The 25,917-nt window shown below is 63.3% G+C and carries 18 protein-coding genes; 13 read left to right on the forward strand and 5 right to left on the reverse strand.

What is annotated here, in order from left to right; genetic code table 11:
• Positions 1-31: 31 nt before the first annotated feature.
• From O3301_RS13085 to O3301_RS13100, 4 genes are all read left to right on the forward strand, one after another.
• Entirely contained in the window at positions 32-1,987 is a 1,956-nt protein-coding gene (locus tag O3301_RS13085; RefSeq protein WP_305056572.1) for a lytic transglycosylase domain-containing protein, read from the forward strand.
• 12 nt (positions 1,988-1,999) lie between these two features.
• Entirely contained in the window at positions 2,000-2,716 is a 717-nt protein-coding gene (locus O3301_RS13090; RefSeq protein ID WP_289899559.1) for a glutathione S-transferase family protein, read from the forward strand.
• Between the two features lie 12 nt (positions 2,717-2,728).
• Complete coding sequence (locus O3301_RS13095) at positions 2,729-3,826, forward strand: multifunctional CCA addition/repair protein (protein ID WP_305056573.1); 1,098 nt, start codon at positions 2,729-2,731, stop codon at positions 3,824-3,826.
• Between the two features lie 87 nt (positions 3,827-3,913).
• Positions 3,914-4,627: a GNAT family N-acetyltransferase gene (locus tag O3301_RS13100; protein WP_305056574.1), complete on the forward strand. Its 714-nt coding sequence runs from the start codon at positions 3,914-3,916 to the stop codon at positions 4,625-4,627.
• Here O3301_RS13100 and O3301_RS13105 read toward each other — a convergent pair whose 3' ends face one another.
• Positions 4,628-5,152 carry an Lrp/AsnC family transcriptional regulator gene (locus tag O3301_RS13105; RefSeq protein ID WP_034753092.1) on the reverse strand — a complete coding sequence of 175 codons (525 nt, stop codon included), beginning with the start codon at positions 5,150-5,152 and terminating at the stop codon, positions 4,628-4,630. It lies immediately after the preceding gene.
• A gap of 125 nt (positions 5,153-5,277) precedes the next feature.
• Here O3301_RS13105 and hppD point away from each other — a divergent pair, with 125 nt between their 5' ends.
• From hppD to kefC, 9 genes are all read left to right on the forward strand, one after another.
• Positions 5,278-6,405: a 4-hydroxyphenylpyruvate dioxygenase gene (gene hppD, locus O3301_RS13110; RefSeq protein WP_099665780.1), complete on the forward strand. Its 1,128-nt coding sequence runs from the start codon at positions 5,278-5,280 to the stop codon at positions 6,403-6,405.
• Between the two features lie 196 nt (positions 6,406-6,601).
• On the forward strand, positions 6,602-10,198 hold the full coding sequence (locus tag O3301_RS13115; RefSeq protein ID WP_289899557.1) for an indolepyruvate ferredoxin oxidoreductase family protein: 3,597 nt from the start codon (positions 6,602-6,604) through the stop codon (positions 10,196-10,198).
• A gap of 123 nt (positions 10,199-10,321) precedes the next feature.
• Entirely contained in the window at positions 10,322-11,818 is a 1,497-nt protein-coding gene (locus O3301_RS13120) for a S41 family peptidase (protein WP_305056575.1), read from the forward strand.
• 163 nt (positions 11,819-11,981) lie between these two features.
• Positions 11,982-14,693, forward strand: a complete 2,712-nt coding sequence (locus O3301_RS13125) for a TonB-dependent siderophore receptor (protein ID WP_305056576.1) — start codon at positions 11,982-11,984, stop codon at positions 14,691-14,693.
• Between the two features lie 125 nt (positions 14,694-14,818).
• Positions 14,819-16,645: a M14 family metallopeptidase gene (locus O3301_RS13130; RefSeq protein ID WP_305056577.1), complete on the forward strand. Its 1,827-nt coding sequence runs from the start codon at positions 14,819-14,821 to the stop codon at positions 16,643-16,645.
• A 61-nt stretch (positions 16,646-16,706) separates the two neighbouring features.
• On the forward strand, positions 16,707-17,849 hold the full coding sequence (locus O3301_RS13135; protein WP_305056578.1) for an ankyrin repeat domain-containing protein: 1,143 nt from the start codon (positions 16,707-16,709) through the stop codon (positions 17,847-17,849).
• Positions 17,850-17,948: 99 nt separating this feature from the next.
• Complete coding sequence (locus tag O3301_RS13140) at positions 17,949-19,091, forward strand: glycosyltransferase (protein ID WP_305056579.1); 1,143 nt, start codon at positions 17,949-17,951, stop codon at positions 19,089-19,091.
• A gap of 10 nt (positions 19,092-19,101) precedes the next feature.
• On the forward strand, positions 19,102-19,674 hold the full coding sequence (locus tag O3301_RS13145; RefSeq protein WP_305056580.1) for a dual specificity protein phosphatase family protein: 573 nt from the start codon (positions 19,102-19,104) through the stop codon (positions 19,672-19,674).
• A 63-nt stretch (positions 19,675-19,737) separates the two neighbouring features.
• Complete coding sequence (gene kefC / locus O3301_RS13150; RefSeq protein ID WP_305056581.1) at positions 19,738-21,561, forward strand: glutathione-regulated potassium-efflux system protein KefC; 1,824 nt, start codon at positions 19,738-19,740, stop codon at positions 21,559-21,561.
• A 19-nt stretch (positions 21,562-21,580) separates the two neighbouring features.
• Here kefC and pepF read toward each other — a convergent pair whose 3' ends face one another.
• The 4 genes from pepF to O3301_RS13170 all read right to left on the reverse strand — a co-directional run bounded on the left by pepF (position 21,581) and on the right by O3301_RS13170 (position 25,852).
• Positions 21,581-23,464 (reverse strand): oligoendopeptidase F, encoded by a 1,884-nt coding sequence (gene pepF, locus O3301_RS13155; RefSeq protein ID WP_305056582.1) that lies wholly within the window; start codon positions 23,462-23,464, stop codon positions 21,581-21,583.
• A gap of 179 nt (positions 23,465-23,643) precedes the next feature.
• Entirely contained in the window at positions 23,644-24,579 is a 936-nt protein-coding gene (ttcA, locus tag O3301_RS13160) for a tRNA 2-thiocytidine(32) synthetase TtcA (RefSeq protein WP_251349712.1), read from the reverse strand.
• A gap of 32 nt (positions 24,580-24,611) precedes the next feature.
• A complete protein-coding gene (locus O3301_RS13165; RefSeq protein WP_046682033.1) occupies positions 24,612-25,010 on the reverse strand; it encodes a dihydroneopterin aldolase in 399 nt (132 codons plus the stop codon).
• Between the two features lie 53 nt (positions 25,011-25,063).
• Positions 25,064-25,852, reverse strand: coding sequence for an SDR family oxidoreductase (locus tag O3301_RS13170; protein ID WP_289918484.1), 789 nt, complete (start codon positions 25,850-25,852; stop codon positions 25,064-25,066).
• Between the last annotated feature and the right edge of the window lie 65 nt (positions 25,853-25,917).

Genomic DNA, 25,917 nt, shown 5'->3' on the forward strand with positions numbered 1-25,917 from the left:
GATTTCCCCACTGAAATGGATTGCCGGCACGATGCTGTGTGTTGCATCGGTCTTGTCTCCCCTGGCCGCCCTGGCCCAGGTGTCCGCCACCGTAACGCCTGCCGCGCCCGATACGCGCAGCGAGGACGATGCCTTCCTGCTGCTGCGCGACGCCGCGCGCAAGGATGACGTCGAAAAAGCCGATTTTTATGCGGGGCGCCTGACGAATTACCAGATTCCCTCGTATGTCGACTATTATCGGCTGAAACCGCGCATCAAACAGTTGACCGAGGCACAATTTCGCGATTACCTGAACCGCTACAAGGGCAGCGCCATCGCCGACCGCTTCCGCAACGACTGGCTGCTGGAACTGGGCCGCAAGCGCGACTGGGTCGTGTTTGATGAACAATACCCGCAATTCGCCCTCGACGACGACACCCAGCTCAAGTGCTACGCGCTGATGTCGCGCGCCGCCAAGGGGCAGAACGTGGCGTCCGAGGCGCGCAACCTGCTCGTCTCGCCGCCCGGCTATGGTGAAGCGTGCGGCAGCCTGATCGCGGCACTGGCGCAAAATGGCCAGTTTGACACGAACGACCTGTGGGCGCAGATCCGCCTGGCGGGCCAGACCAACGCTACCGGCCCGGCCCGCCGCATCGCACTGCTGCTGGGCGCGTCCGACGCGAAGATGGCGCAAGCCATCGACTTGCCGGCCTTGGTGCTGGCCAAGGGCGCGGGCGCCAGCCGTGCCGATCACGAAATGTACCTGGTGGCCGTCGGCCGCATGGCGAAAAGCACCTTGAAACTGGGCGTCGTGGCCCTGCAAAAAGCGAGCGCCCAATTGACGCCGCAGGAGCAGGCCATCGGCTGGGCCAGCCTGGCCTTGCAAGCGTCGTATGCGCTGGCGCCGGAAGCGTTCGAATATTGGCAAAAAACCAATGGCGCACCTCTGACCCAGGAGCAGATGCAATGGAAGGCGCGTATCGCCTTGCGTGAAGGCAACTGGCCACTGGTGAAGGCCGCCATCCAGGCCATGCCGGCCTCGCTGCGCACGGATCCCACCTGGGTGTACTGGCTGGCGCGCGCGCAGCAGGCGGAAACGCCGGGCCGCCCGAATGCGCAGGCGGACGCCCTGTACCGCACGATTGCCGACCAGTCGAATTTTTATGGCTTGCTGGCCAATGAAGAGCTGGGCAACCATCTGGTCTTGCCGCCGCCGGGCCAGCCCGTCAGTCCGACGGAAATTGCCGCCATGGCCGCCAATCCGGGCTTGCAGCGCGCCTTGAAATTTTTCAACATGCGCCTGCGCTTCGAAGGCACGCGCGAGTGGAATTGGGAATTGCGTTCGATGACGGACCGCCAGCATCTGGCGGCCGCGGAATTTGCGCGCCAAAACAATGTGCTCGACCGCATGGTCAACACCTCGGACCGCACGCGCCTGGAAGTGGACTATACGCAGCGCTACCCGACGCCGCATGACGACGTCATGCATCCGGCCACGCAAACCCTGGGCCTGGACAAGGCCTGGGTGTATGGCTTGATCCGCCAGGAATCACGCTTCATCATGGATGCGCAGTCGCACGTGGGCGCGTCCGGTTTGATGCAGGTCATGCCGTCGACGGCCCGCTATGTTGCCAAGAAGATCGGCCTCACCGATTTCGTCACGGAAACCTTGAGCGATGTGCGCACGAATGTCTTGCTGGGCACGAATTACCTGAACATGGTGCTTGGCGGTCTTGACGGTTCGCAAGTGCTGGCCAGCGCCGCCTACAACGCGGGACCGGGGCGCCTGCGTATCTGGCGCGCCACCATGACGCGTCCGCTGGAAGGCGCCGTCTTTGCCGAGATCATTCCGTACACGGAAACGCGCGGCTACGTGAAAAACGTGATGGCCAACGCCACCTATTACGCTGCCCTGTTCGAGAAGAGCCCGCAGTCGCTGAAGGCGCGCCTGGGCACCGTGGGACCGAAAAACAGCGCCGTTTCCGCCGATTTGCCATCATCCAACTAAAGTCCGCCGACCATGCAAACGACCATCCTTGATCCCAGCCTGACGCAAACCCTGGCCGCCGCGCGCGAGCCGGGCCTGACCCTCATCATCGGCAACAAGAATTACTCATCGTGGTCGATGCGCCCGTGGGTGGCCATGACGGCCTTCGGCATCCCGTTCCAGGAAGTGCGCGTGCTGCTCGACCAGAGCGACACGGCCACCAAGATCGCCGAATACTCGGCCTGCGGCCGGGTTCCCGTGCTGCTGGCGGGCGAGATCACGATCTGGGACAGCCTGGCCATCTGCGAATACCTGGCCGAGCAGTTTCCCGATAAACACATGTGGCCGCAAGACGTGGCCGCGCGCGCCATGGCGCGTTGTATCTGCGCGGAAATGCATTCCGGCTTTACCGGCTTGCGCACCGACATGTCGATGAATATCAAGGCCAAGCTGCCGGGGCGGGGCCGCACGGCCGCCGCGCAGGCGGACATCGGCCGCATCAGCGAAATCTGGGAAGAGTGTCTGTCGCGCTTTGGCCACCACCAGTTCCTGTTTGGCGACTTTTCCATCGCCGACGCATATTTCGCCCCTGTCGTCATGCGTTTCCGCACGTATGGCGTGAGCCTGGCGCCGGCCCTGAACGCGTATTGCGAGCGCGTGCAGGCGCACCCGGCCGTGGCGCGCTGGATCACGGAAGCGCTGGCGGAAACGGAAGTCGCTGCCAAGCACGACGCGGAATTACCTGAATAAGAAAAGAGTGTTATGAAGATTTACACGGTCGGTGGCGCGGTGCGCGACCAACTGCTGGGCTTGCCCGTGAAAGACCACGACCACGTCGTCGTGGGCGCCACGCCGGAAGACATGCTGCGCCAGGGCTTCCGGCCCGTCGGCAAGGATTTTCCCGTGTTTTTGCACCCGAAGACGCAGGAAGAATACGCCCTGGCCCGCACGGAGCGCAAGACGGCGCCCGGCTACCGGGGCTTTGTCTTCCACACGGCGCCCGACGTCACGCTGGAAGACGACCTGGTGCGCCGCGACCTGACCATCAACGCCATCGCCCGGGCCGAGGACGGGACGTTGACCGATCCGTTCGGCGGTATCGAGGATATTCGCAATAAAATCTTCCGCCACATCTCCGACGCCTTTGGCGAAGACCCCGTGCGCATCTTGCGCCTGGCCCGCTTTGCCGCCCGTTTTCATACTTTTACTGTCGCGCCCGCTACCCTGACCTTGATGCGCCGCATGGTGGCCGACGGCGAAGTCGACGCCCTCGTGGCCGAGCGCGTGTGGCAGGAAGTGGCCAAGGGGCTGATGGAAAGCCATCCTTCGCGCATGCTGACGGTGCTGCATGAATGCGGCGCCCTGGCGCGCATCATGGGCGAAATCACGCTGAGCGAACGCTTGCTGCAGGTCGTCGATCATGCGGCAGCGCAAGGTCATGACTTGCCCGTGCGTTTCGCCGCCCTGATGCTGCATATGAGCAAAGATGCCATCGAGCAACTGAGCGAGCGCTTGCGCGTGCCCAACGAGTGCCGCGAGCTGGCCGTCATGGCGGCGCGCGAACGGGACCATATCAATGGCGCGCTGGCGCTGAGCGCCGAAGCCGTGGTGAGCTTGTGCGAACGCTGCGACGGCTTGCGCAAGCCGCAGCGCTTTGCGCAACTGTTGCAAGCCGTGGCTTGCGACGGGCTGGTCACTGGCGATTTCCCTCAGGCGGCGCGGCTGCAGGGCGGATTGGACGCGGCGCGCGCCGTGAATGCGGGTGCGCTGGCGCAAGGCTGTGCGGAGCCGAAACGCATCCCCGAAGTCATCCACGCGGCGCGGGTGGCGGCCGTGCAAGCGTTCCTGGCCCAGGCTTGAATGGCGGGAATAGGCTACAATGGCGCCACAATGTTGCACTGCACAATGCCGGCCTGACGTGCCGCAGCACCGCCCCCAGGAGTCGACGTGACCTTACCCAAGCTGTTTCAAAACCCGTTTCGCCGCTGGCTCAGCCGTAGCGGTGGCGGGCGTCCGACCGTGCTCGTCAAGCAATTGCATGAGCGCGACCGGCGCCGTATGATGAAGCATTTCCTGTCGCTCGAGAAAAGCGACCGCCTGCTGCGCTTCGGCAGCGCCTTGCCCGATGAACTCGTGGCCCAGTACGTGCAAAAGATGGATTTTTCGCGCGACATGATTTACGGCGTCTACAACAGCCTGTTCAAGCTGGTGGGCGTGGGGCACCTGGCGTTTGCGCCGAAGGACCAGTCGCCGGCGAAAAGCGTGGTGACGGACAAGGAGCAGGTGGCGGAGTTTGGCGTATCCGTGTCGAAATCCATGCGCGGCATGGGGGTTGGTTCAAAACTGTTCGAACGGGCGGCAATTCACTGCCGTAACAACGATGTCGATACCCTGTACATGCACTGTTTGTCGTCAAACAAGACGATGATGCATATCGCCAAGAAGGCGGGCATGGAAATCCAGCGCGACTATGGCGAAGCCGATGCATATCTGAAACTGTTGCCGCCGAACCCGACCAGCATGCTGCAGGAAGCCGTGCAGGAACAGTTTGCCATGTTCGACTACACGTTCAAGGCCAATACACGCGCCGCCTATAAACTGTTCGAGCGCTTGCCCGGGCGCAAGAAGTCAGCGCCGCCGGCACCCCCGCCGGCTGAGTAATTACAGCAGCGGCAGGGCCGTCGTATCCTTGATGCGCTGCAAGGCAAAGCTCGATTTCACGTCCAGCACGGCCGGATGGCGCAGCAGGGTCGCCATCATGAAGCGCGAAAAGTGCTCCATGTCTTCCACATGCACGCGCAACAGATAATCCATTTCGCCCGTCATCGCATAGCAGGCCACCACTTCCGGCCATTGCGCCACGGCCACGGCAAAGTCGGCGCGCGGCGAGGTATTCGTCACCAGGTTGGGCGCCAGCACGCGCGCCGTGCTGTGCGCCGTGGCGTCGCTGTGCTTTTCCAGCCGTACGTTGACGTAGGCGAGCAAGCCCAGGCCGATCTTTTCCGGGTCCAGCAGGGCCACGTACTGGCGGATCACGCCCGCTTCTTCCAGCCGTTTGACGCGGCGCAAGCATGGCGACGGCGACAGGCTGACCTGCTCGGCCACGTCCTGGTTCGACAGGCGGCCATCGGCCTGCAGGACGGCGAGGATCTTGCGATCCGTTTTATCCAGCGTAATTTTGCTCATGCTTCCTCCGGTGGTTCTTGTTTCACGCAATATTATTGCGCAAATCATGATTGTTCGGGAGATCTTTGGCATTTAATGCCCACAGACCGCGCCTATACTGTGCGCTACTTCTTGGAGGAGACATCATGCAATTTCAGCCTTGGGATAACCCGATGGGTACCGATGGTTTCGAGTTCGTCGAGTATGCAGCACCAGACCCAAAAGCATTGGGCAAGCTGTTCGAGAACATGGGCTTCACGGCCATCGCGCGCCACCGCCACAAGGATGTGACCCTGTACCGTCAGGGCGACATCAATTTCATCATCAATGCCGAACAAGATTCGTTCGCGCAGCGTTTTGCCCGCCATCACGGCCCGTCCGTGTGCGCCATCGCCATCCGCGTCGACGACGCGGCCTTCGTATACCGCCGCGCGCTGGAACTGGGCGCCTGGGGTTTCGACAATAAGACAGGGCCGATGGAGCTGAATATCCCCGCCATCAAGGGCGTGGGCGATTCGCTGCTGTACTTCGTCGACCGCTGGCGCGGCAAGGGCGCCGACAAGCCGGACGCGGCCGCACCGGGTGGCATCGGCGACATCAGCATCTATGACGTCGATTTCGTCGCCATTCCCGGCGCCGTCGCCAACCCTGTCGGCCATGGCCTGACGTATATCGACCACCTGACGCACAATGTGCACCGTGGCCGCATGAAGGAATGGGCGACGTTCTATGAAAGCCTGTTCAACTTCCGCGAAGTGCGTTATTTCGACATCGAAGGCAAGTTGACGGGCCTCAAATCGAAGGCCATGACTTCGCCGTGCGGCAAGATCCGCATTCCGATCAATGAATCGTCGGACGACAAGTCGCAGATTGCCGAATACCTGGACCAGTACCATGGCGAAGGCATCCAGCATATCGCCCTGGGTACGGACAATATCTACGCGTCCGTGCAAGGCATGCGCGATACGGGTATCGATTTCCAGGATACGATTGAAACTTACTATGAGCTGGTCAACCGCCGCCTGCCGAACCACGGCGAGCAGCTGGAAGAACTGCGCCGCCTGCGCATCCTGATCGATGGCCACAGCACGGAAAACGAACGCGAACTGTTGCTGCAAATCTTCACGCAGACGGTGATCGGCCCGATCTTCTTCGAGATCATCCAGCGCAAGGGCGACCAGGGCTTCGGCGAAGGCAATTTCCGCGCGCTGTTCGAATCGATCGAGCTGGACCAGATCAAGCGCGGCGTGCTGAAAGATACGAACGCGGCGTAATGTTGCTTTGTAACAAATAGTAGTAAAAAAGGCAGCAGCACCGGAGTGCAGCGCAGCAAAGAACTGCGCGCATTCCTGTGGTAGTCTACGACAAACAAGTCATTTTTCCGCACCGGCATTGTCCACAAGGCACAGCCGGTACGTGTGAGTTCAACCGACTTTGCACGCGTAGCACAGAGAATAATGGAGACAAGTAATGAATGCACCAATCAAGGGCTCGAGTCTTGAGCCGGGCGCGCACGCGTCCGAAATTTCCCTGAACGACAAATACACGCTGGAGCGTGGCCGCGCCTTCATGACGGGCACGCAAGCGCTGATCCGCCTGCCCATGCTGCAGCGCGAGCGCGATTTGAAGGCTGGCCTGAATACGGCCGGCTACATCACCGGTTACCGCGGTTCGCCTGTGACGTCCGTCGACATGACGGCGATCAAGGCCAAGAAATACCTCGATGAACACCACGTCAAATTCCATCCGGGCCTGAACGAAGACCTGGCCGCCACGGCCGTCTGGGGCACGCAGCAAACGAATCTGTTCGAAGACGCGAAATACGACGGCGTGTTCGGTATGTGGTACGGCAAGGGCCCCGGCGTCGACCGCTGCGGCGACGTGTTCAAGCACGCCAATAACGCCGGTTCCGCCAAGCATGGCGGCGTGCTGGTGCTGGCCGGCGACGACCATGCGGCGAAATCCTCGTCCACGGCGCACCAGTCCGACCATATCCTGAACGCCTGCGGCATCCCCGTGCTGTACCCGTCGTCGGTGCAGGAATACATCGACTACGGCTTGCACGCGTGGGCCATGAGCCGCTATACGGGGCTATGGGTGTCGATGAAATGCGTGACCGACATCATCGAGTCGGGCGCCGCCGTCGATTTCGACCCGGACCGCGTGCAGATCACCCTGCCGACCGACTTCGAAATGCCGGCCGGTGGCTTGAACATCCGCTGGCCCGACACGGTGCTGGAACAAGAAGTACGCATGAATAGCTACAAATGGTATGCGGCGCTGGCGTATGCGCGTGCCAACAAGCTCAATAAGATCATCTGGGACAGCCCGAAGGCGCGCATCGGCATCATCACGGCCGGCAAATCCTACCTGGACACGCGCCAGGCGCTGGCCGACCTGGGCATCGACGAACAGACGGCGTCCGACATCGGCATCCGCCTGTACAAGATCGGCATGACCTGGCCGCTGGAAGCGGACGGCGTGCATGAATTTGCCAAGGGCCTCGACGAAATCCTCGTGGTGGAAGAAAAGCGGCAAATCCTCGAATACGCGTTGAAGGAAGAGCTGTACAACCTGAAGGACGGCGAGCGTCCGCGCGTGGTCGGCAAGTTCGACGACACGGGCGAATGGAGCAACCAGAAGGGGACGGGGCACGGCGACTGGCTGCTGCCGGCCACCTATGAACTGAATCCGGCCATGATCGCCCGCGCCATTGCCAGCCGCATTTCGCGCTACTACGCCGGCCACCCGGTCGAGCAGCGCGTGAAGGAGCGCATCGCCTACCTGGAAGCGAAGGAAAACGTCCTCAAGGCCATCAGCGTGAAACCGGATCCGCAAAAGGACCGCACGCCGTTCTTCTGCTCCGGCTGCCCGCACAACAGTTCGACCAAGGTGCCGGAAGGCTCACGCGCGCTGGCCGGCATTGGCTGCCACTACATGGTGCTGTGGATGGACCGCGAAACGTCGACCTTCACCCACATGGGCGCCGAAGGCGTCACCTGGGTGGGGCAGGCGCCGTTCACGAATGAAAAGCACGTATTTACCAACCTCGGCGACGGCACGTATTTCCACTCGGGCATCCTGGCCATCCGCGCGGCCGTCTCGGCCAAGGTGAACATCACTTATAAAATCCTGTTCAACGATGCGGTGGCCATGACGGGCGGCCAGGAATTCGACGGCCCCCTGTCGCCGGCCATCATTTCGCGCCAGATCGCCGCCGAAGGCGTGGGCCCCATCATCGTCGTCACGGATGAACCGGAAAAATACCCGGACGATTACGCCTGGGCGGAAGGCGTCACCGTGCGCCACCGTTCGGAACTGATGGACGTGCAGCGCGAACTGCGCGACATGCCCGGCGTATCGGCCATGATCTACGACCAGACCTGCGCCTCGGAAAAACGCCGCCGCCGGAAACGCAATGAATACCCGGATCCGGCCAAGCGCGCCGTCATCAACGAAGCCGTCTGCGAAGGCTGCGGCGACTGTTCCGTGCAATCGAACTGCCTGTCGGTGGAACCGCTGGAAACGGAACTGGGGCGCAAGCGCCAGATCAACCAGTCGTCCTGCAACAAGGATTTCTCGTGCACGACGGGTTTCTGCCCCAGCTTCGTGACGGTGGAAGGCGGCGGCTTGAAAAAGCCGAAGAAGGCGGCTGCCGCCGACAAGGACGCGCCAGCGGCGCCGGCCTTGCCGACGCCCGTCATTCCGTCGACGGCCGAGCCGTTCGGCATCCTGGTCACCGGCATCGGCGGCACGGGCGTCGTCACCGTGGGCCAGATCCTGGCCATGGCGGCCCACGTGGAAGGCAAGGGCTGTTCCGTGCTGGACATGAGCGGCCTGGCGCAAAAAGGCGGCCCCGTGATGTCGCACGTGCGCCTGGCGGACCGCCAGGAAGATATCCACTCGACGCGCGTGGGTACCGGTGCGGCCGACCTCGTCATCGGCTGCGACTTGATCGTCACGGCCAGCCGCGACGCCTTGTCGCGCATGGGAGAGGGCCGCAGCTGGGCCATGATCAACTCGACCAGCTCGTCGACGGCCGCGTTCGTGAAAAACCCGGACTGGCAATTCCCCGGCGCCTCGGCGCGCATGGAAATCGAAAAGGCGTGCGGCAGCGACCACGTGGACTTCATCGACGCGGGCCAGATCGCCACGGCGCTGATGGGCGACTCCATCGCGACGAACATGTTCATGCTCGGCTATGCCTGGCAAAAAGGCAAAGTGCCGCTGTCGGAAGCTGCCATCATGAAGGCCATCGACTTGAACAATGTCTCGGTGGCGTTCAACAAGGCGGCCTTCAACTGGGGCCGCGCCGGCGCCCACGATGCGGCCAGCCTGGTGCGCATGACGACGCCAGCCAAGGTGGTGGAATTCAAGCGCATCGAAACGCTCGACGACCTGATCGAAAAGCGCGTGGCCCTGCTGACGGCTTACCAGGACCGCGCGTATGCGCAGCAGTACCTGGACTTCGTCGGCCAGGTGCGCGCCGCCGAAAGCGCGCTGAATGGTCCGCACCTGCGCCTGACGGAAGCCGTGGCCCGCTACTTCTACAAGCTGATGGCCTACAAGGACGAATACGAAGTGGCGCGCCTGTACACGGACGGCGCCTTCCAGGCGAAGATCGCCGCCATGTTCGAGGGCGACATCAAGCTCAAGTTCCACCTGGCGCCGCCGATCATGGCGAAAACGGATGCCCATGGCCATTTGATCAAGAAGGAATATGGCCCGTGGATGCTGAAGGCGTTCGGCGTGCTGGCCAAGTTCAAGGGCTTGCGCGGCACGGCCTTCGACGTGTTCGGCCATACGGCCGAGCGCAAGATGGAACGGGCGCTGATACTCGAGTACCGCACGACGGTGGGTGGCTTGCTGCCGAAACTGACGATGGCCAAGCTGGCGCAAGCCGTGGCGATTGCCAGCATTCCGGAAGACATCCGCGGCTATGGCCACGTGAAGGAGCGTCATCTGAAGGCGGCGAAAGAGAAGGAAGCCAGTTTGCTGATCGCCTTCAATGCGCCGACGCCGCTGCCGCCCGTCGTGGCGGCACCCGTGGCGGCCACCGTGGCGTGATGGGGTGAATTTCACGCTGTAGCAATGGCGCCTGCGGGCGCCATTTTTTTGTATCAAAGAAAACAACGCCTGTTTGTAAAACGTCTTATAATTTTTCGATAATTTCTTTTCGGAAAGTTCGTCATGTCTTCCCTGCGCTTTTCCGCCCTGGCGGTTCCTCTCGTATTGTTGTTGAGTGCCTGCGGCGGAGGCGGAGGCAGCGACAGCGCGCCCGTCGTGCCGCCCGTGACGCCGGCGGGTCCGGCGGCGCTGGTCGCTTCGTCCACGGTCGAGAACCGCTGTGCGGCGCCGCGCGGCGGCAGCAGCATCGACAAGCCGGGCACCTTGCTCGATGAACTGACGTGGGTGCGCAGCTGGATCGATGAAACGTATCTGTGGTACCGCGAAGTGCCGACCACCTACCAGGCGCAGAGCTTTGCCACGCCCGTCGCGTACTTCGATGTGCTGAAAACAACGGCCACGACGGCATCCGGCAAGCCGAAGGACCAGTTCCATTTCACGTACACGACGGCCGAATGGGAAGCTTCGCTCAATGGCGTGGAACTGGGTTACGGCATGCTGCTGGCGCTGACGCGTACCACGCCGCCGCGCAAGGCGGTGATCTCGATCGTCGAGCCAGGCTCGCCGGCGGCACTGGCGGGCTTGCGGCGTGGTGACGTGCTGCAAACCGTCGATGGCGTCGATTTCGTCAATGTCCCCGACACGGCCAGCGTGGCTATCCTCAACGCCGGCCTGTTCCCCAAGGCGCAAGGCGCGCACACGCTGGGATTCAGCCGTAACGGCGCGCCCCTGTCGGTGAGCCTGACGGCGGTGGACGTGAGCACCAGCGCCGTGCAGAACGAGCGCATCATCGATACGCCCACGGGCAAGGTGGGCTACCTGACCTTCAATACGCACAACAACGTGGCCGAACGCCAGTTGGTCGAGACCATGGGCCGCTTCCAGGCGGCCGGCATCAGCGACCTGGTGCTCGATGTGCGCTACAACGGCGGCGGTTACCTCGATGTCGCCAGCGAACTCGCTTACATGATCGCCGGTCCGCAAGTCACCACCGGCAAGACCTTCGAGCAGGTGCTCTTCAATGACAAGACGCGGCCGGAAGCGCCCGTGCCATTCCATGCGCAAAGCCAGGGCTTTCCCGCGCAGAATCCCCTGGCCAAGGGCACGCCGCTGCCCTCGCTGGGGCTCAAGCGGGTGACCTTATTGACAACGGGCAACACCTGCTCGGCCAGCGAAGCGATCATCAACGGCTTGCGCGGCGTGGACGTGCAAGTCAACCTGATCGGCGGCACGACATGTGGCAAGCCCTACGGTTTCTATCCCGCGCCGAATTGCGGCACCACGTATTTCGCCGTGCAATTCCAGGGTGTCAACGCCAAGGGCTTTGGCGACTTTGCCGATGGCATGGCGCCGACCTGCGACGTGGCGGACGATTACCAGCATGCGCTGGGCGACGCGGCGGAAGGCATGCTGGCGGCGGCGTTGCGCTACCGCAGCAGCGGCAGCTGCACGCCGGCCATGGGGGCCACCAGGCTGCTGAGTTCGATGGAGAGTCCGGCCGACACGGCCGCGCGCCTGTTGCGGCCGTCCTACAAGGAAATTGCCATCAGGCGCCGTTAACGCGCATGTTCCTGCCATGAGCTAGCGAGGACGCCTAGCGTTTTCCTGCTCATGAATATTTCTATATAACAATTTTGATATATAGAAAGATGAATCCATTCGTTCTGGAATGACTGACATTTTGCTATCTTGCCGCTTTTCTCCCACCTTGAGAAGCGCAACGATGTCGAAACAGTTCAAGTTAACACCGCTCAGCCTTGGCGTATTGGCCATCCTGGGCGGCACCGCATGGCAGGCGCACGCGCAAACGCAAGCGCCCGCAGCGGATCAGCAGGCGGCGGCCACCCCGCCAGCCGTCGTGGTCACCGGTTCGCGCATTCCCCGCGCCAGCCTGGAAGGCCCGTCTTCCGTCACCATCCTGACCGGCGACGAAATCACCAAGCAGGGCTACAAGAACGTCTTCGACGCGTTGACCAGCCAGGTGCAGAACAGCGGCTTTACGCAGGGCGAGGATTACGGCAATACCTTCACGCCGTCGGCCAATACCATCAGCCTGCGCGGCCTGGGTCCGAACCATACCTTGATCCTGCTGAACGGCCGCCGCCTGGCCGACTTCCCCATCGCCTATGACGGCGCCGTCAACTTCACCAACCTGGCGAACATCCCGTCGAGCATTGTCGAGCGCATCGAAATCCTCAACGGCGGCGCCTCGGCCATCTATGGCTCGGACGCGATCGCCGGCGTGGTCAACGTGATCCTGAAAAAACAGACGGACGGCTTCGATATCAACGTCAAGCTGGGCGGCACCTCGCGCGGCGGCGCCGGCAACCAGCGCGTGCAGCTGACGGGCGGCGGCAATTTCGACAAGCTGCATACCCTGTTCAGCGTGGAACTGAGCCAGCGCGACCCGCTGTGGAGCATGGACCGCGACTTCATGACCAGCCGCTCCGGCGTGCCGACGACGGTCGCCGCGCGCCGCACCCTGGTAAAAGACAAATATGTCGACCTGGGCGACACCTGCAGCCAGTTCGGCGACATGTTCGGCGGTAGCGTCAGCAAGTACACGGCGGCAAACGGCAGCTATTGCGCCAGCCCGAAAGCCCGCCCGACCTTCTGGACCACGCAGACGAAGAACCAGAGCCAGAACGTGTTCGGCAGCGCCAATTACGAGCTCGATGCCGACACCACCCTGTTTGCCGATGTTCTGATCGGCAAGAACAAGACCGTCAACAATACGCGCGGCCCGTCGTGGGCCTCGGCTTCGCTGAACGGCAATTCCTTCCTGAACCAGAACAGCGGCGCCTACGAAGAGTGGACGCGCTTTATCTCGCCCGAGGAAATCGGCGGCGTGCAGCGCTACAACCGCAGCTGGGACGACTTGGCCACGGCCATCTCGCTCGGTGCCAAGGGCCGCATTCCGGGCAGCGCCTGGCAGTATGAAGCCAATTACAACGCGTCCATCTACAAGAGCGAAGGCCACACGCCGCGCATGTTGTCGAACATCGACAGCTTCTTCCTGGGGCCCAAGCTGGGCACGGACGCCAAGGGCGTGGCCATCTACGCAGCCGATCCCGCGCGCCTGTCGCAGCGCCTGACGCCGGCCGAATTCGACAGTATCAGCGGCTACAGCACCAGCCATGACAAGGCCTGGACGAATACCCTGAGCCTGGCCACGAATGGCGACCTGTTCCAGTTGCCCGCCGGCACGGTGAAAATCGCCACGATTGCCGAAGCGAGCAAGCAGGGCTTCAGCAACGAACCCGACGCGCGCATCGACCAGGGCTATTTCAATGTCGCCACCGGTTCGGGCGTCACGGCCGGCACCCGTTCGCGCTATGCGCTGGGCGCGGAGTTGAATGTGCCGCTGCATGAAAAGCTGACCGCTACCGTCGCCGGCCGCTATGACCGCTACAGCTTTGCCGGCCGCAAGGAAGGCAAGTTCACCTACAACGGCGGGCTGGAATTGCGCCCGGCGCCGGAGCTGCTGTTCCGCGCCAACTATGCCACCAGCTTCCGCGCGCCGGACATGAATTACATCTACCAGGCACGCGGCAAAGGCTATTATGCGAGCACCACCGACTATTACCGTTGCGATGCTGCGGGCAAGGCCATCGACGGCTGCGAGTATGCCAATAAATCGCCGGGTGCCGATTACGTGCAGAACGGCAGCCGCGACCTGCAGTCGGAAAAGGGCAAGTCCTTCGGCGTGGGCGGCGTCTGGTCGCCGAGTTCCAATTTCGACGTTTCGGTCGATTACTGGAACATCAAGATCGACGACCTGGTGACGAATCTGGACGCCGACAAGCTGCTGCGCGACGAATCCGATTGCCGCCTCGGCAAGGCCGATATCGGCTCGCCGACCTGTATCGATACCCTGGGCCGTATCGAGCGTTACGCGGCCAATGCCTTGAACAAGGCGGGCGAGATCAAGACCATCACCGTCAATCCGATCAACGCGGCCAAGCAAAGCAGCAGCGGCATCGATGTCAGCCTGAAGTATCTGCTGCGCACGACGGACTATGGCCGCTTCGCCTTCAAGGCCAACTACGCCAAGGTACTGAGCAAGAAATCGCAGCAATTTGCCGGTGATGAAGAGACCGACGAAACCAAATCGATGACCAACAGGGATTGGCCCGACAAGTTGAACCTGAGCGTCAACTGGGCCGCGGGCGACTGGTCGAATACCTTGCTGGTCAGCCGTTACGGCAAGGTGCCGAATGCCGCCGGCAAGGCTTACCTGACGCCGACGGCGCTGGCCAACATCAGCACCGTCTACCGCATCAACGACCGCGCCACCGTTTCGCTGATCGTCAACAACGTGTTCGACAAGATCAAGCGCGACGCCAGCAACGGCTGGCCGTACTACCTGATCGGCAACTACAGCCCGCAAGGCCGCCAGGGGTGGGTCGAGTTCAACTACCATTTTGGCTCGTAATTCACGCTTGCCGAAGCAAGGCCGGAGCAGCTGACACTGTTCCGGCTTTTTTATTTTCCGGCGCGTTTTTATCCGACCGCCACTCTATAATTGCCCGCTTGTCCTCTCTCGATGGAGTTTGACCCATGCTACGCCACGCCCTGCTGTCCACCGCCCTGTTGACCGTGTTTGCCGCCAGCGCACACGCCGCTCCCGCTCCCGCCCTGACGACGGTGGCCGAGCGCTCGGGCTTTTTGAATACGGGCCGCTACGCGGAAGTGGAAACCCTGTGCCGCCAGTTCCAGGCGCGCTATCCGAAGCAGGTGCGTTGTATCGAATTTGGCCGCACGCCGGAAAACCGCCCCATGCTGGCGCTGGCCGTGACGAATACGGGCGCGCTGACGCCGGCCGAAGCGGCACGCCGCAAGCTGCCCGTGCTGCTGGTGCAGGGCGGCATCCATGCGGGCGAAATCGATGGCAAGGATGCGGGCTTCCTGGCCTTGCGCGAAGTCCTGGAGGGCAAGGCGGCGCCCGGCGCGCTGGACAAGCAGGTGCTGCTGTTCGTCCCCGTCTTCAATGTCGATGGCCATGAGCGCTTCGGTCAGTGGAACCGTCCGAACCAGCGCGGTCCCGTGGAAATGGGCTGGCGCAGCACGGCGCAAAACTACAATCTGAACCGCGAATACATGAAGGCCGATACGCCCGAGATGCAGCACATGCTGGCGCTGGTGAACGCCTGGGACCCGCTGGCCTACGTCGACCTGCACGTCACCGACGGCGCCCAGTTCGAACCCGATATCTCGATCCAGGTCGAACCCGTGCATGCGGGCGATGCGGCCCTGCGCGTGGCGGGAACGGCGCTGCGCGACGGCGTGCTGGCCGACCTGGCCAGCCAGGGTTCGGACCCGAAACCGTTTTATATTTCGTTTGCCGAGAACGACAATCCGCAATCGGGTTTTGTCGATTCGGCGCCGAATCCCCGCTTTTCGCATGGCTATTTCCAGCTGCGCAACCGCTTCGGCATGCTGGTGGAAACCCATTCGTGGAAGGATTATCCGACCCGCGTGCGCATTACCCGCAACACCATCGTCTCGCTGCTGTCGCAAGTGGCGCAGCATGGCGCGCAGTGGCGGCAAACGGCGCTCGAGGCGGACGCGCGCGCCGCGCAGCTGGCAGGCAGCACCCTGCCGCTCACCTACAAGACGACGGAGAAGAGCCGCATGATCGCGTTTCGCGGTTACGCCTACACGCGTACGCCGTCCGAAGTATCGGGCGCGCTGATGACGCGCTACGATGAAACCACGCCGCAGATCTGGAACGTGCCATTGCGCGACGAAATCGTGCCCGACCTGCAGCAGGCCGCGCCGCAGGCCGGCTACCTGGTGCCCGCCGCGCAGGCGCAGATGGTGGCGGCCAAGCTGCGCCAGCATGGCGTGTCGTACCAGGTGCTGGCTGGCGCGCCGGGCAAGCTGCCGGTCGAGACCTTCCGCGCCACGCAGGTGAAATTCGGCGCGCAGTCGTTCGAGGGACGCCAGACGGTGGCCGTGCAGGGCGAGTGGCAGAAAGAGGCGCGCGTGGTCGGTGCGGGCGCGCTGTACGTGCCCGTCAACCAGGCCAAGGCGCGCCTGGTCGTGGCCCTGCTCGAACCGCGCGCGCCCGATTCCCTGCTGGCCTGGGGCAGTTTCAATACGGCCTTCGAGCGCAAGGAGTACATGGAAGAATACGTGGCCGAAGACGTGGCGCGCGCGCAGCTGGCGGCCGACCCGGCGCTGGCAGCGCAGTTCCAGCAGAAGCTGGCCAGCGATCCCGCATTTGCCAAGAGCCCGGCCGCGCGCCTGGAATTCTTCGCCCGCCGCCACGCGTCCTGGGATGAACGCCTGAACCTGTATCCGGTGCTGCGCACGGATGTGGCGCCGGCCGGCTTGGCATTGCCGCCGACGCGCACACCGAAGTTGTCAAATCGCACAGATTAATCGGAAGAAAATGCTATTCTCCGCTCGATGATGGCGCCGCCACCACGAGCAGAGAACATGCATGGTCAACAAGACACTCTACAACCAGCACCGCGAGACGTTTTTTCGCCTCTGCGACGCCGTCGGCGAAAATCAGGTGGAACAGGTGCGCAGCCTGCTCGAGGCCACACCGCTGCTGTTGACCTTGCGCCGCTACAACATGGATGACGGCGAATCGCTGCTGCATCTGGCCGCGGCCGGCGGTAGCCGCGACGTCTGCGTCCTGCTCGTGTCGCTGGGCCTGGACATCGACCTGCCCTTGCCCGGTTACCGCAACCATACGCCGCTGGACGTGGCGGCGGGCCATGGCCATCTGGATACCTGCCGCTGGCTGCTCGGGCATGGCGCTGCCGTCGACGGCTTGCCGGACAAGATACTCTCGCCGCTGGCCAGCGCCTGCGTGGGCGGCCACCAGGACGTGGTGGCATTGCTGTTGCAGTCGGGCGCCAATCCGAACCGCCTGCATACGCGCTGGAACCAGGCGCCGGTCGATATCGCCAGCGGCTGGGGTTTTCCCGCGATCGCCCAATTGCTCGCTGCCGCCGGCGGCGTCAGCATACTCGACGTGCCGCAGCAGGCGGCCGCCTCGCCGCAGGAATCGATCCGCACCTTCATGCACAACAGCGCCGGCTGGGTATTGCCGGCCGTGTTCAGCCCGGACAGCGGCGATGCGCGCTTTTCGCTGGGGATCAGCTGCATCGGCGGCAAGAGCGATTTCAAGCTGTTGTTTACGGTCGGCCTGTTCCAGCAATCCCCGATGACCGAACTGGCCATCTGCCTGCCTGGCCGCTGGCCGCTGACCGTGCACGGCTTTGCGGAGCACAGCCCCTGGCGCTTTCCGGTGGCGCTGCTGGCACGCCTGGGACGGCGCACGCTCGACCAGGCCAGCCTGGCGGCGGGCGAGCTGCTGCGGCGCGACGATCCGCACCTGACGGACCTGGCCTGGCCGGATGGCGTCGACGCGCTGCTGGCCATCGACAAGCGCTGGAATCCGGAGCCGGAGGAGGACATTGCCGACGATGACAAGGTCACCATCTATCTGCTGGTACCGGTGAAGTTCACGAAAAAAGGCGCGCCTGACGCCAGCGCCTTGCCGGCCTTGATCGAACGCAAGCTCAAAGGCAGCTGGAAAGTGTCGGCCTTGCCCGTCCCCGTCATTGGCTAGCGCGCGCGTGGCCAGATCAAACCGGCCAGCTTGCAGTGATGTTATCCTGCTAATGCATCTTTCGCGTCCGCGCGCAACCTGTTCACACATCGGTTTTTCATGACACAAAAAATTCTTCTCCTGAGCGTCTCGGCCGGCGCCGGCCATATGCGCGCGGCGCAAGCCATCGAGGCGTATGCGGCGCGCGATGCCGGCGGCCCAGCAGCGCTGGCCCTGCATCTCGACGTGATGGATTTCGTCACGCCCGCCTTCCGCAAGCTGTACACGGATTTGTATATCAAGCTGGTCAACAAGGCCCCCGCGCTGTGGGGCTATCTGTATCACGCCACCCACGATGCGCCGCGCGACGGCTCGATGCAGCGCCTGCGCCGCGCCGTCGAGCGCCTCAACACGCGCGCGCTGATGGCGCGGATCGCCGCTTTTCAGCCCGACGCCATCATTTGCACGCATTTCCTGCCGGCCGAATTGCTGTCGCGCGCATTGCGCCAGCAGCAGCTGGCTTGCCCCGTGTGGGTGCAGGTCACGGATTTCGACTTGCACCGCATGTGGGTGCACGAGCAGATGCAGGGCTATTTCGCCGCCACCGACGAAGTAGCGTTTCGCATGCGCCACGAAGGCATCCCCGCCGGGCGCATCCACGTGACGGGCATCCCCATCATGCCCGCATTCGCGCAGGCGCCCGACCGCGTGTCGTGCGCGCAGGCGTTTGGCCTCGACCCGCGGCGCACGACGATCCTGCTGATGGGCGGCGGGGCGGGACTGGGCAGCCTTGAAACGGTCGCCGCGCGCCTGCTGGCGCTGCCGGGTGACTTCCAGCTGATCGTGCTGGCGGGGAAAAACACCGTCGCGCTAGCGGCGCTGCAGGCATTGGCCGGCCAGTATCCGGGCCGCTTGCTGGCGCAAGGCTTTACCAGCGAAGTCGAGCGCCTGATGGCGTGCGCCGACCTGGTGATCACCAAGCCGGGCGGGCTGACCACCTCGGAATGCCTGGCGCTGGGCTTGCCCATGATCGTCAACTCGCCGATTCCCGGCCAGGAAGAGCGCAATGCCGACTATCTGCTGGAGCAGGGCGTGGCCCTGAAGGCATTCGATGCCGTCACCCTGGAATACCGGGTGCGCCTGTTGCTCGAGCATCCCGAGCAGTTGCAATCGATGCGCGCAAAGGCGCTGGCCCTGGGCCGCCCGCGCGCCGCCCTGGACGTGCTGGCGCAGGTGCTGCGTGCCGGCGCCGTTCCTCAATAACCAGGAAACCATGATGCTGCACGTCGTACTGTTGACCCTTGCCCTGGGGCTGGCCGCCGCGCCGGCCGGGGCGCAATCATCGCCGCCACGCCATCCGGACTGGGCCACGCCGCTGCCGCAGGTGTCGAACCTGCACCAGGTCACGCCCGTCCTGTACCGCAGCGCCAGGCTGGATAGCGCCGACGTGGCCCAGCTGCAGGCGCTGGGCGTGAAGACGGTGATCAGCCTGCGCTCCTTCCACTCCGATACGCAGGTGCTGGAAGGCAGCGGCATCCGCGCCGTCCGCATCCCCATCAATACCTGGGCTATCCGCGACCGCCATGTGATCGACACCATGCGTGCCATCCGCGCCGCCGGACAGCAGGGTCCCGTGCTGCTGCATTGCCTGCACGGCGCCGACCGCACGGGCATGATGGCCGCCATGTACCGCATGCTGTACCAGGGCTGGCCGCGCGAAAAGGCGATCGACGAGCTGAAAAACGGCGGCTACGGCTACCACGCCGTGTGGAAGAATATCGAAAGCTACCTCCAGCGCGTGAATGTCGACGAACTGCGCGCACGCATCGATGCGCCGCAACCCTGATACCCCGCTGGCGCGCCACTTCAGGCATGATTGCGATTCCAGTCACGTTTTTCCGGAATCCGCATGGAACACCACAGCTTTCTCATCAACATACTGTTTTACCTGGTCGCCGCCATCATCATGGTGCCGCTGGCCAAGCGCCTGGGCATGGGCGCCGTGCTGGGTTACCTGGTGGCCGGCGTCGTCATCGGACCCTGGGGCCTGGGCCTGATCAAGAATGTCGAGGTGATCCTCAGCTTTTCCGAATTCGGCGTGGTGCTGCTACTGTTTTTGATCGGCCTGGAGCTGGAGCCGAAGCGCTTGTGGCTGCTGCGCCGCCCGATTTTCGGCTGGGGCGGGGCGCAGGTGGGCGTCGTCAGCGCGGGCTTGTGCGCCGTGGCCATGGCCTTTGGCGTGGACTGGCGCACGGCGCTGGTCGGCGCGCTGGGCCTGTCGCTGTCGTCGACGGCCATCGTGCTGGCCACCCTGGGCGAACGCAAGCTGATGAGCACGCCGGCCGGTTCCGCCGGCTTTTCCATTTTGCTGTTCCAGGATATCGCCGCCATTCCCATGATCGCACTGGTGCCGCTGTTGGGCGGGCTGGTCACGCATAGTGGCGAACCGGGCTGGCTGCGCGTGGCCAAGCTGGCCGCCGTGCTGGCGGCGCTGGTGATCGGCGGTCGCTTCCTGGTGAACCCCATCCTGCGCTTCATCGCCAGGACGGACTTGCGCGAAATCTTCACGGCCTTTGCCCTGCTGCTGGTGATCGCCATCTGCGTGCTGATGGAATCGGTGGGCCTGTCGATGGCGCTGGGCACCTTCATGGCGGGCGTGCTGCTGGCCGACTCCGAATACCGCCATGAACTCATTTCCGACCTGGAGCCGTTCAAGGGACTGCTTCTGGGCCTGTTTTTCATCGCCGTGGGCATGTCCGTCGATTTCGGCGTGCTGCGCGCCCAGCCCTTGCTGATCCTGGCCCTGGTGGCGGGCCTGCTGGCGGTCAAGGTCGCCTTGCTGTACGTGCTGTCGAAGTTTGTCGACATTCCCCGCGGCCAGCAGCTGTTCTTTGCGCTGCTGCTGTCGCAAGGGGGCGAATTTGCCTTCGTCGTGTTTGCCGCCGCCGAGGCCGCGCACGTGTTTGCGCCGGAGACGGCCGCGCTGCTGGTCGTGGTGGTGACCCTGTCGATGGTGGCCACGCCCTTGCTGCTGCTGTTGCACGACAAATTCGTCGCGCCGCGCCTGCAAGGCGAGAAGAAGCGCCGCCCCGACGACCATATCGAGGCGCAGGACAATCCCATCGTCATCGCCGGTTTCGGCCGCTTCGGCCAGATCATCGGCCGCCTGCTGGCAGCCAACAAGATCGGCGTGACGGTGCTCGATCACGACCCGGACCAGATCGACCTGCTGCGCAAGTTCGGCTTCAAGGTGTTTTATGGCGACGCCACGCGCGTGGACCTGCTGGTGGCGGCCGGCATCGAGAAGGCGAAGGCGCTGGTGATCGCCATCGACAATGTGGACGACAGCCTGGCGCTGGTCGACGCCGTGCGCCTGCGCCTGCCGGAACTGACGATTCTGGCGCGCGCGCGCAACGTCACGCATTACTATGAATTGATGAAGCGGGGCGTGACGCTGATCGAACGCGAAACGTTCGCCGCGGCGCTGCTGCTGGGCGAGCAGACCTTGCAGCAGGTGGGTTTCAGCCCGGAGCGGGCGCAGCGCGCGGCCGGCATCTTTGGCCGGCATAACCTGAAAACCCTGCTGGAAGTGGCGCCGCACTTCCAGGACCAGCAAAAAGTCATGTCCCTCACGCGCCAGGCGCGCGAGGAACTGGAAGACATGTTCGAGAGCGATGCGGCGGCGTTTGCGGCAGCGGGGGCGGACAAGCCGGAATCAGACCAGCCGGCCTGATTCCGGTCCGCGCGGGCGCTTATTTTCCCCGGCGGCTTTGAATCGCCTCGATCTGGTCCATGATGCCGTTCATGCGCGCCGCCAGCGCCTGGTACGGTTTCGGCGAGGCCAGGTCGACGCCAGCCGCCTTCACCAGCTCATACGGATACGCGGAACCGCCGGAGCTGAGCATCTTCAGGTAGGCGGCCAGCGCGCCCGGTTCCTTGTCGAGGATGCGCTGCGCGAAATCCTGCGCCGCGGCGATCGAGGTGGCGTACTGGAACACATAGAAGCCGTGATAAAAATGCGGCACATAGGCCCATTCCAGCGCGTAGGCGGGATCGATGGTCATGACGCCTTGCGCCTCGCCATGGTAGCGCTTGAGGATGCCGGCATAGATGGCCGTGATCTCTTCGCCCGTCAGCGCTTCTCCTTTATCCACCTTGCCGTGGATGGCCGCTTCGAATTCGGCGAACATGGCCTGGCGGAAGTAGGTGCCGCGCAGGTTTTCCAGCGCCGCGCCCAGGTACAGCAGGCGCTCGTCATCGTCCCTGGCCTGCTTCAGGCGCGCGTCGAGCAGCAGTGCCTCGTTCGTCGTCGAGGCGATTTCCGCGACAAAGATGCTGTACGGCGCATAGACCGATGGCTGTGCCTTGTTGGCCAGCACCGAGTGCATGGCGTGGCCCCATTCATGCGTCAGGGTGCTGACGGCTTCGTAATTGTCAGTGTAGTTGAGCAGCACGAACGGGTGCACATCGTACGCGTCGCCATTCATATAGGCACCCGCCACCTTGCGCGGGCGCGGGTACACGTCCATCCAGCGCGCGTCCACGGCAGCGGTGAGGGCCTTGACGTAGTCCGGGCCCAGCGGCGCGACCGAATCGAGCATCATCTGCTTGCCGTCGGCCAGCGGGAAGGTGCGCTCGCTTTTCAGCAGCGGCGCATAGATGTCGTAATACGCGAGGTCCTTGACGCCCAGCATGCGCGCGCGCAGCTTGAAGTAGCGGTGCAAGGTGGGCAGATTGGCGTTAGTTTGCGCGATCAGGGTCTGGTAGACGGCCGGCGGCAGATGGTCGGCGTCGAGCGCCGCGCTTTGCGAATCGGCATAGCGGCGCACTTTCGCATACGCGGCGTCCGTCTTCAGCTGGCCGTACAGGGTTTCGCCGAACGTGCGTTCATATTCCTTCCACTTGCCGAAGAAGGCGTCGAACACCAGCTTGCGGTCGGCGCGCTGGTCATCGCCCCGGTATTTCGTGTACGCCGCCTGATCGAGACGTACTTCCTTGCCGTCCGACAGTTTCACGGTGGGCCATGGGATTTCCGCATTGGCCAGGGTGCGGTAGACGCTGGCGGCCGAGCTTGTTGCGAGGCCGAACTGGGCCACCAGCTGTTCGCCAGCCGCGTCGAGCGTGTGCGGCGCGCTGCGCAGCATGTTGCTCAATTGAAAACGGTATAGTTGCAAACCCTTGTCCTTCACCAGCATGGCGTCGATGCGCTTGCCGCCCAGGGCGAGGATTTCCGGCTGCAGGAAGGTTGTCGCCTGGGAGAAGTCGTTGCCCAGCAGGGCGGCGCGCTGGTTCAGCTGGTTGCCCTTGCTGTCGCCCGTATCCTGGTCGTAATACTGCGCCGCGTAGGTGGTGAGCGTGTTGACGCGCTTGCGCGCCTCGGCGTACAGGTCCAGGCAGCTTTTCAGGCGGGCCGGCGACGCTTTCAACTGTCCCTTGCAGGTGCCCAGTTGCTGCAGCTGCGCCGACAGCTTTTTCGCGTCGGCATCGAACGCGGCGTCGTCTTGATACAGCGCCGTCAGGTCCCAGCGGTCGGCCTGGCGGTCGACGGGCGCAGCGGCAGGCGCGGCGAAGGCAGAGGAGAGGCCGAGAGCGAGCAGGGAAAACAGCAGGGGGCGCTTGAGCGCGGATGGCGTCATGGTTCATTCCAGTGAGGTTGTCGGAAGAATGCGTGCTGACCGCCGTGCAGGGATGCGCGCGTGACGCACCGCGTACCGGCAGAGCTGACTACGGTACCTCAAATGGACGCGGGGGGAAAGAGGCGGAGGGAAGATACCGCGCGCCACCTGGACGGTGGCGGCGGGACAACAGGAAGTTTTTACAGCGGTTGCAGCGCGATGGTGCCGAACGTGGTCGGCGTCGAGCACGGCTCTTCGTCGAAGGCGATGTCGCCCATGGGGTTGGCCACGCCGTCCGCCTTCAAATCCTTGAAGCCGAACAGTTTCGGGTCCATCAGGTGCGATGGCGCCACGTTCGACAGGGCCGAGAAGATGCTTTCCACGCGGCCGGGGAATTTCTTGTCCCATTCGCGCATCAAGCCCTTGATCTGCTTGCGCTGCAGGTTTTCCTGCGAACCGCACAGGTCGCATGGAATGATGGGGAAGCCCTTGACTTCCGCATAGCGCTGCGTGTCTTCTTCCTTCACGTAGGCCATCGGGCGGATGACGATGTGCTTGCCGTCGTCCGACTGCAGCTTGGCCGGCATGCCTTTCAGTTTGCCGCCGAAGAACATATTCAGGAAGAACGTTTCCAAAATATCATCGCGGTGGTGGCCCAGGGCGATCTTGTTGGCGCCCAGCTCGTCGGCCACGCGGTACAGGATGCCGCGGCGCAGGCGCGAGCACAGCGAGCAAGTCGTCTTGCCTTCCGGGATCAGGCGCTTGACGATGCTGTAGGTATCCTGGTTTTCGATGTGGAAGGCGACGCCCAGTTCCGTCAGGTAGGCGGGCAGGATTTCCGGCGGGAAGTTCGGCTGCTTCTGGTCCAGGTTGACGGCGACGATATCGAAGTGAATCGGCGCGCGTTCGCGCAAGGTCATCAAGATGTCCAGCAGCGCGTAGCTATCCTTGCCGCCGGACAGGCAGACCATCACCTTGTCGCCGTCTTCGATCATGTTGAAATCGCCGATGGCTTGTCCTACCAGGCGGCACAAGCGCTTGTGTAGTTTGTTGTTTTCCAGGGCGATCTTTTCCGCCTTCTTGCGCGCCAGTTTCTGCGCTTCGACATTGGCCGGCACTTCCACGGCGGCCGTCATCGTTTCCAGTACGGCGCTGTCATTCATGTTGTTCATGCTTCATCCTTGATCTTGAATACTTCCACGCCCACGCCTTCGCAGTCGGGATACACATCCGGTTTCATGCTCGATACGCGCGCGGCGCGCACGCGCGGGTGGGCCAGCATGGCGGCCAGCACGTCGTCAACCAGGCTTTCCTGCAGCTGCACGTGGCCTTGCGCCATGCGTTTGGCGATGGTTTCGCGCATGAAGTCGTAGTCGACCACTTCTTCCAACTGGTCATCCTTCGGCGTCGACAGGGCCAGGGGGATGTACAGGTCGACGTTGATGAGGACGCGCTGCTCGCCCTTTTTTTCGAAGTCGTAGACGCCGATGTTGATGAGGACTTCGTAATTGCGCAGGAACAGGCGGCGGCAATCGGCCAGGCGAGGGTGGGACAGGGCGGACGACATAGTTTTACCTTTTAGGGAATGCTGGAGTGCTGGTTGTTTGGTAGGGCTGCTGATTATTTGGTCAAAAACATGACGTCGCGCGGCAAGCCGATCAAATGCTGGCCGCCATCGACCAGCAGGGTCGTGCCCGTCAGCGCGCGCGCGCCGGCCACGTAGCAGACGCTGTCGGCCACATCCTCGGGCGTGCTGGAGCGTCCCAGCGGCGTGTTTTCATGCGCCTTGGCAAAGTTCGCTTCCGTCTGCTCGCCGGAGACCATGGTGATGCCGGGGGCAATGCCCACCACGCGCACTTTCGGCGCCAGCGCCTGGGCCAGCATGGTGGTCGCCGACAGCAGCGCCGCCTTGGACAGGGTGTACGACAAAAAATCAGGATTGAGATTGTACAGTTTTTGGTCCAGCAAGTTGATGACCACGGCTTGCCCGCCTGCCGGGGTGGCCTGGTACAGGGCTTGCGCCAGCAGAATGGGAGCGGCCAGGTTGGCGTGCATGTGGGCGTCGAGCGCGGCGACGGAAAAATCGCCCGCATTGTCGTATGCAAACAACGATGCGTTGTTGACGACGCACGTCACGGGGCCCAGCGCCGCCTGTGCCTGCGGCAACAGCTGGCGTACGGCCGCTTCCTGCGCCAGGTCGCAGTGGAACGCTTGCGCGCGGCGGCCCAGCGCGGTGATTTCCGCGACCAGACTGAGCGCTTCGTCGCGCGAATCGCGGTAATGGACGGCTATATCCCAGCCGTCGCGCGCCAGGCCCAGCGCGATGGCGCGGCCGATGCGCCGCGCGGCGCCCGTGACGAGGGCGACGCGGGGTGTGCTGTCGAATGGCGTTGTCGTTGCTTCTGTCATGTCTTTGCTATGGTTGAGATATTCGGTGGACGCCACACTGGCGGCATGCGCCGCCGATTCGCTAC

Source organism: Janthinobacterium sp. SUN211 (genome assembly GCF_030587315.1).
Taxonomy (GTDB): domain Bacteria; phylum Pseudomonadota; class Gammaproteobacteria; order Burkholderiales; family Burkholderiaceae_D; genus Janthinobacterium; species Janthinobacterium kumbetense.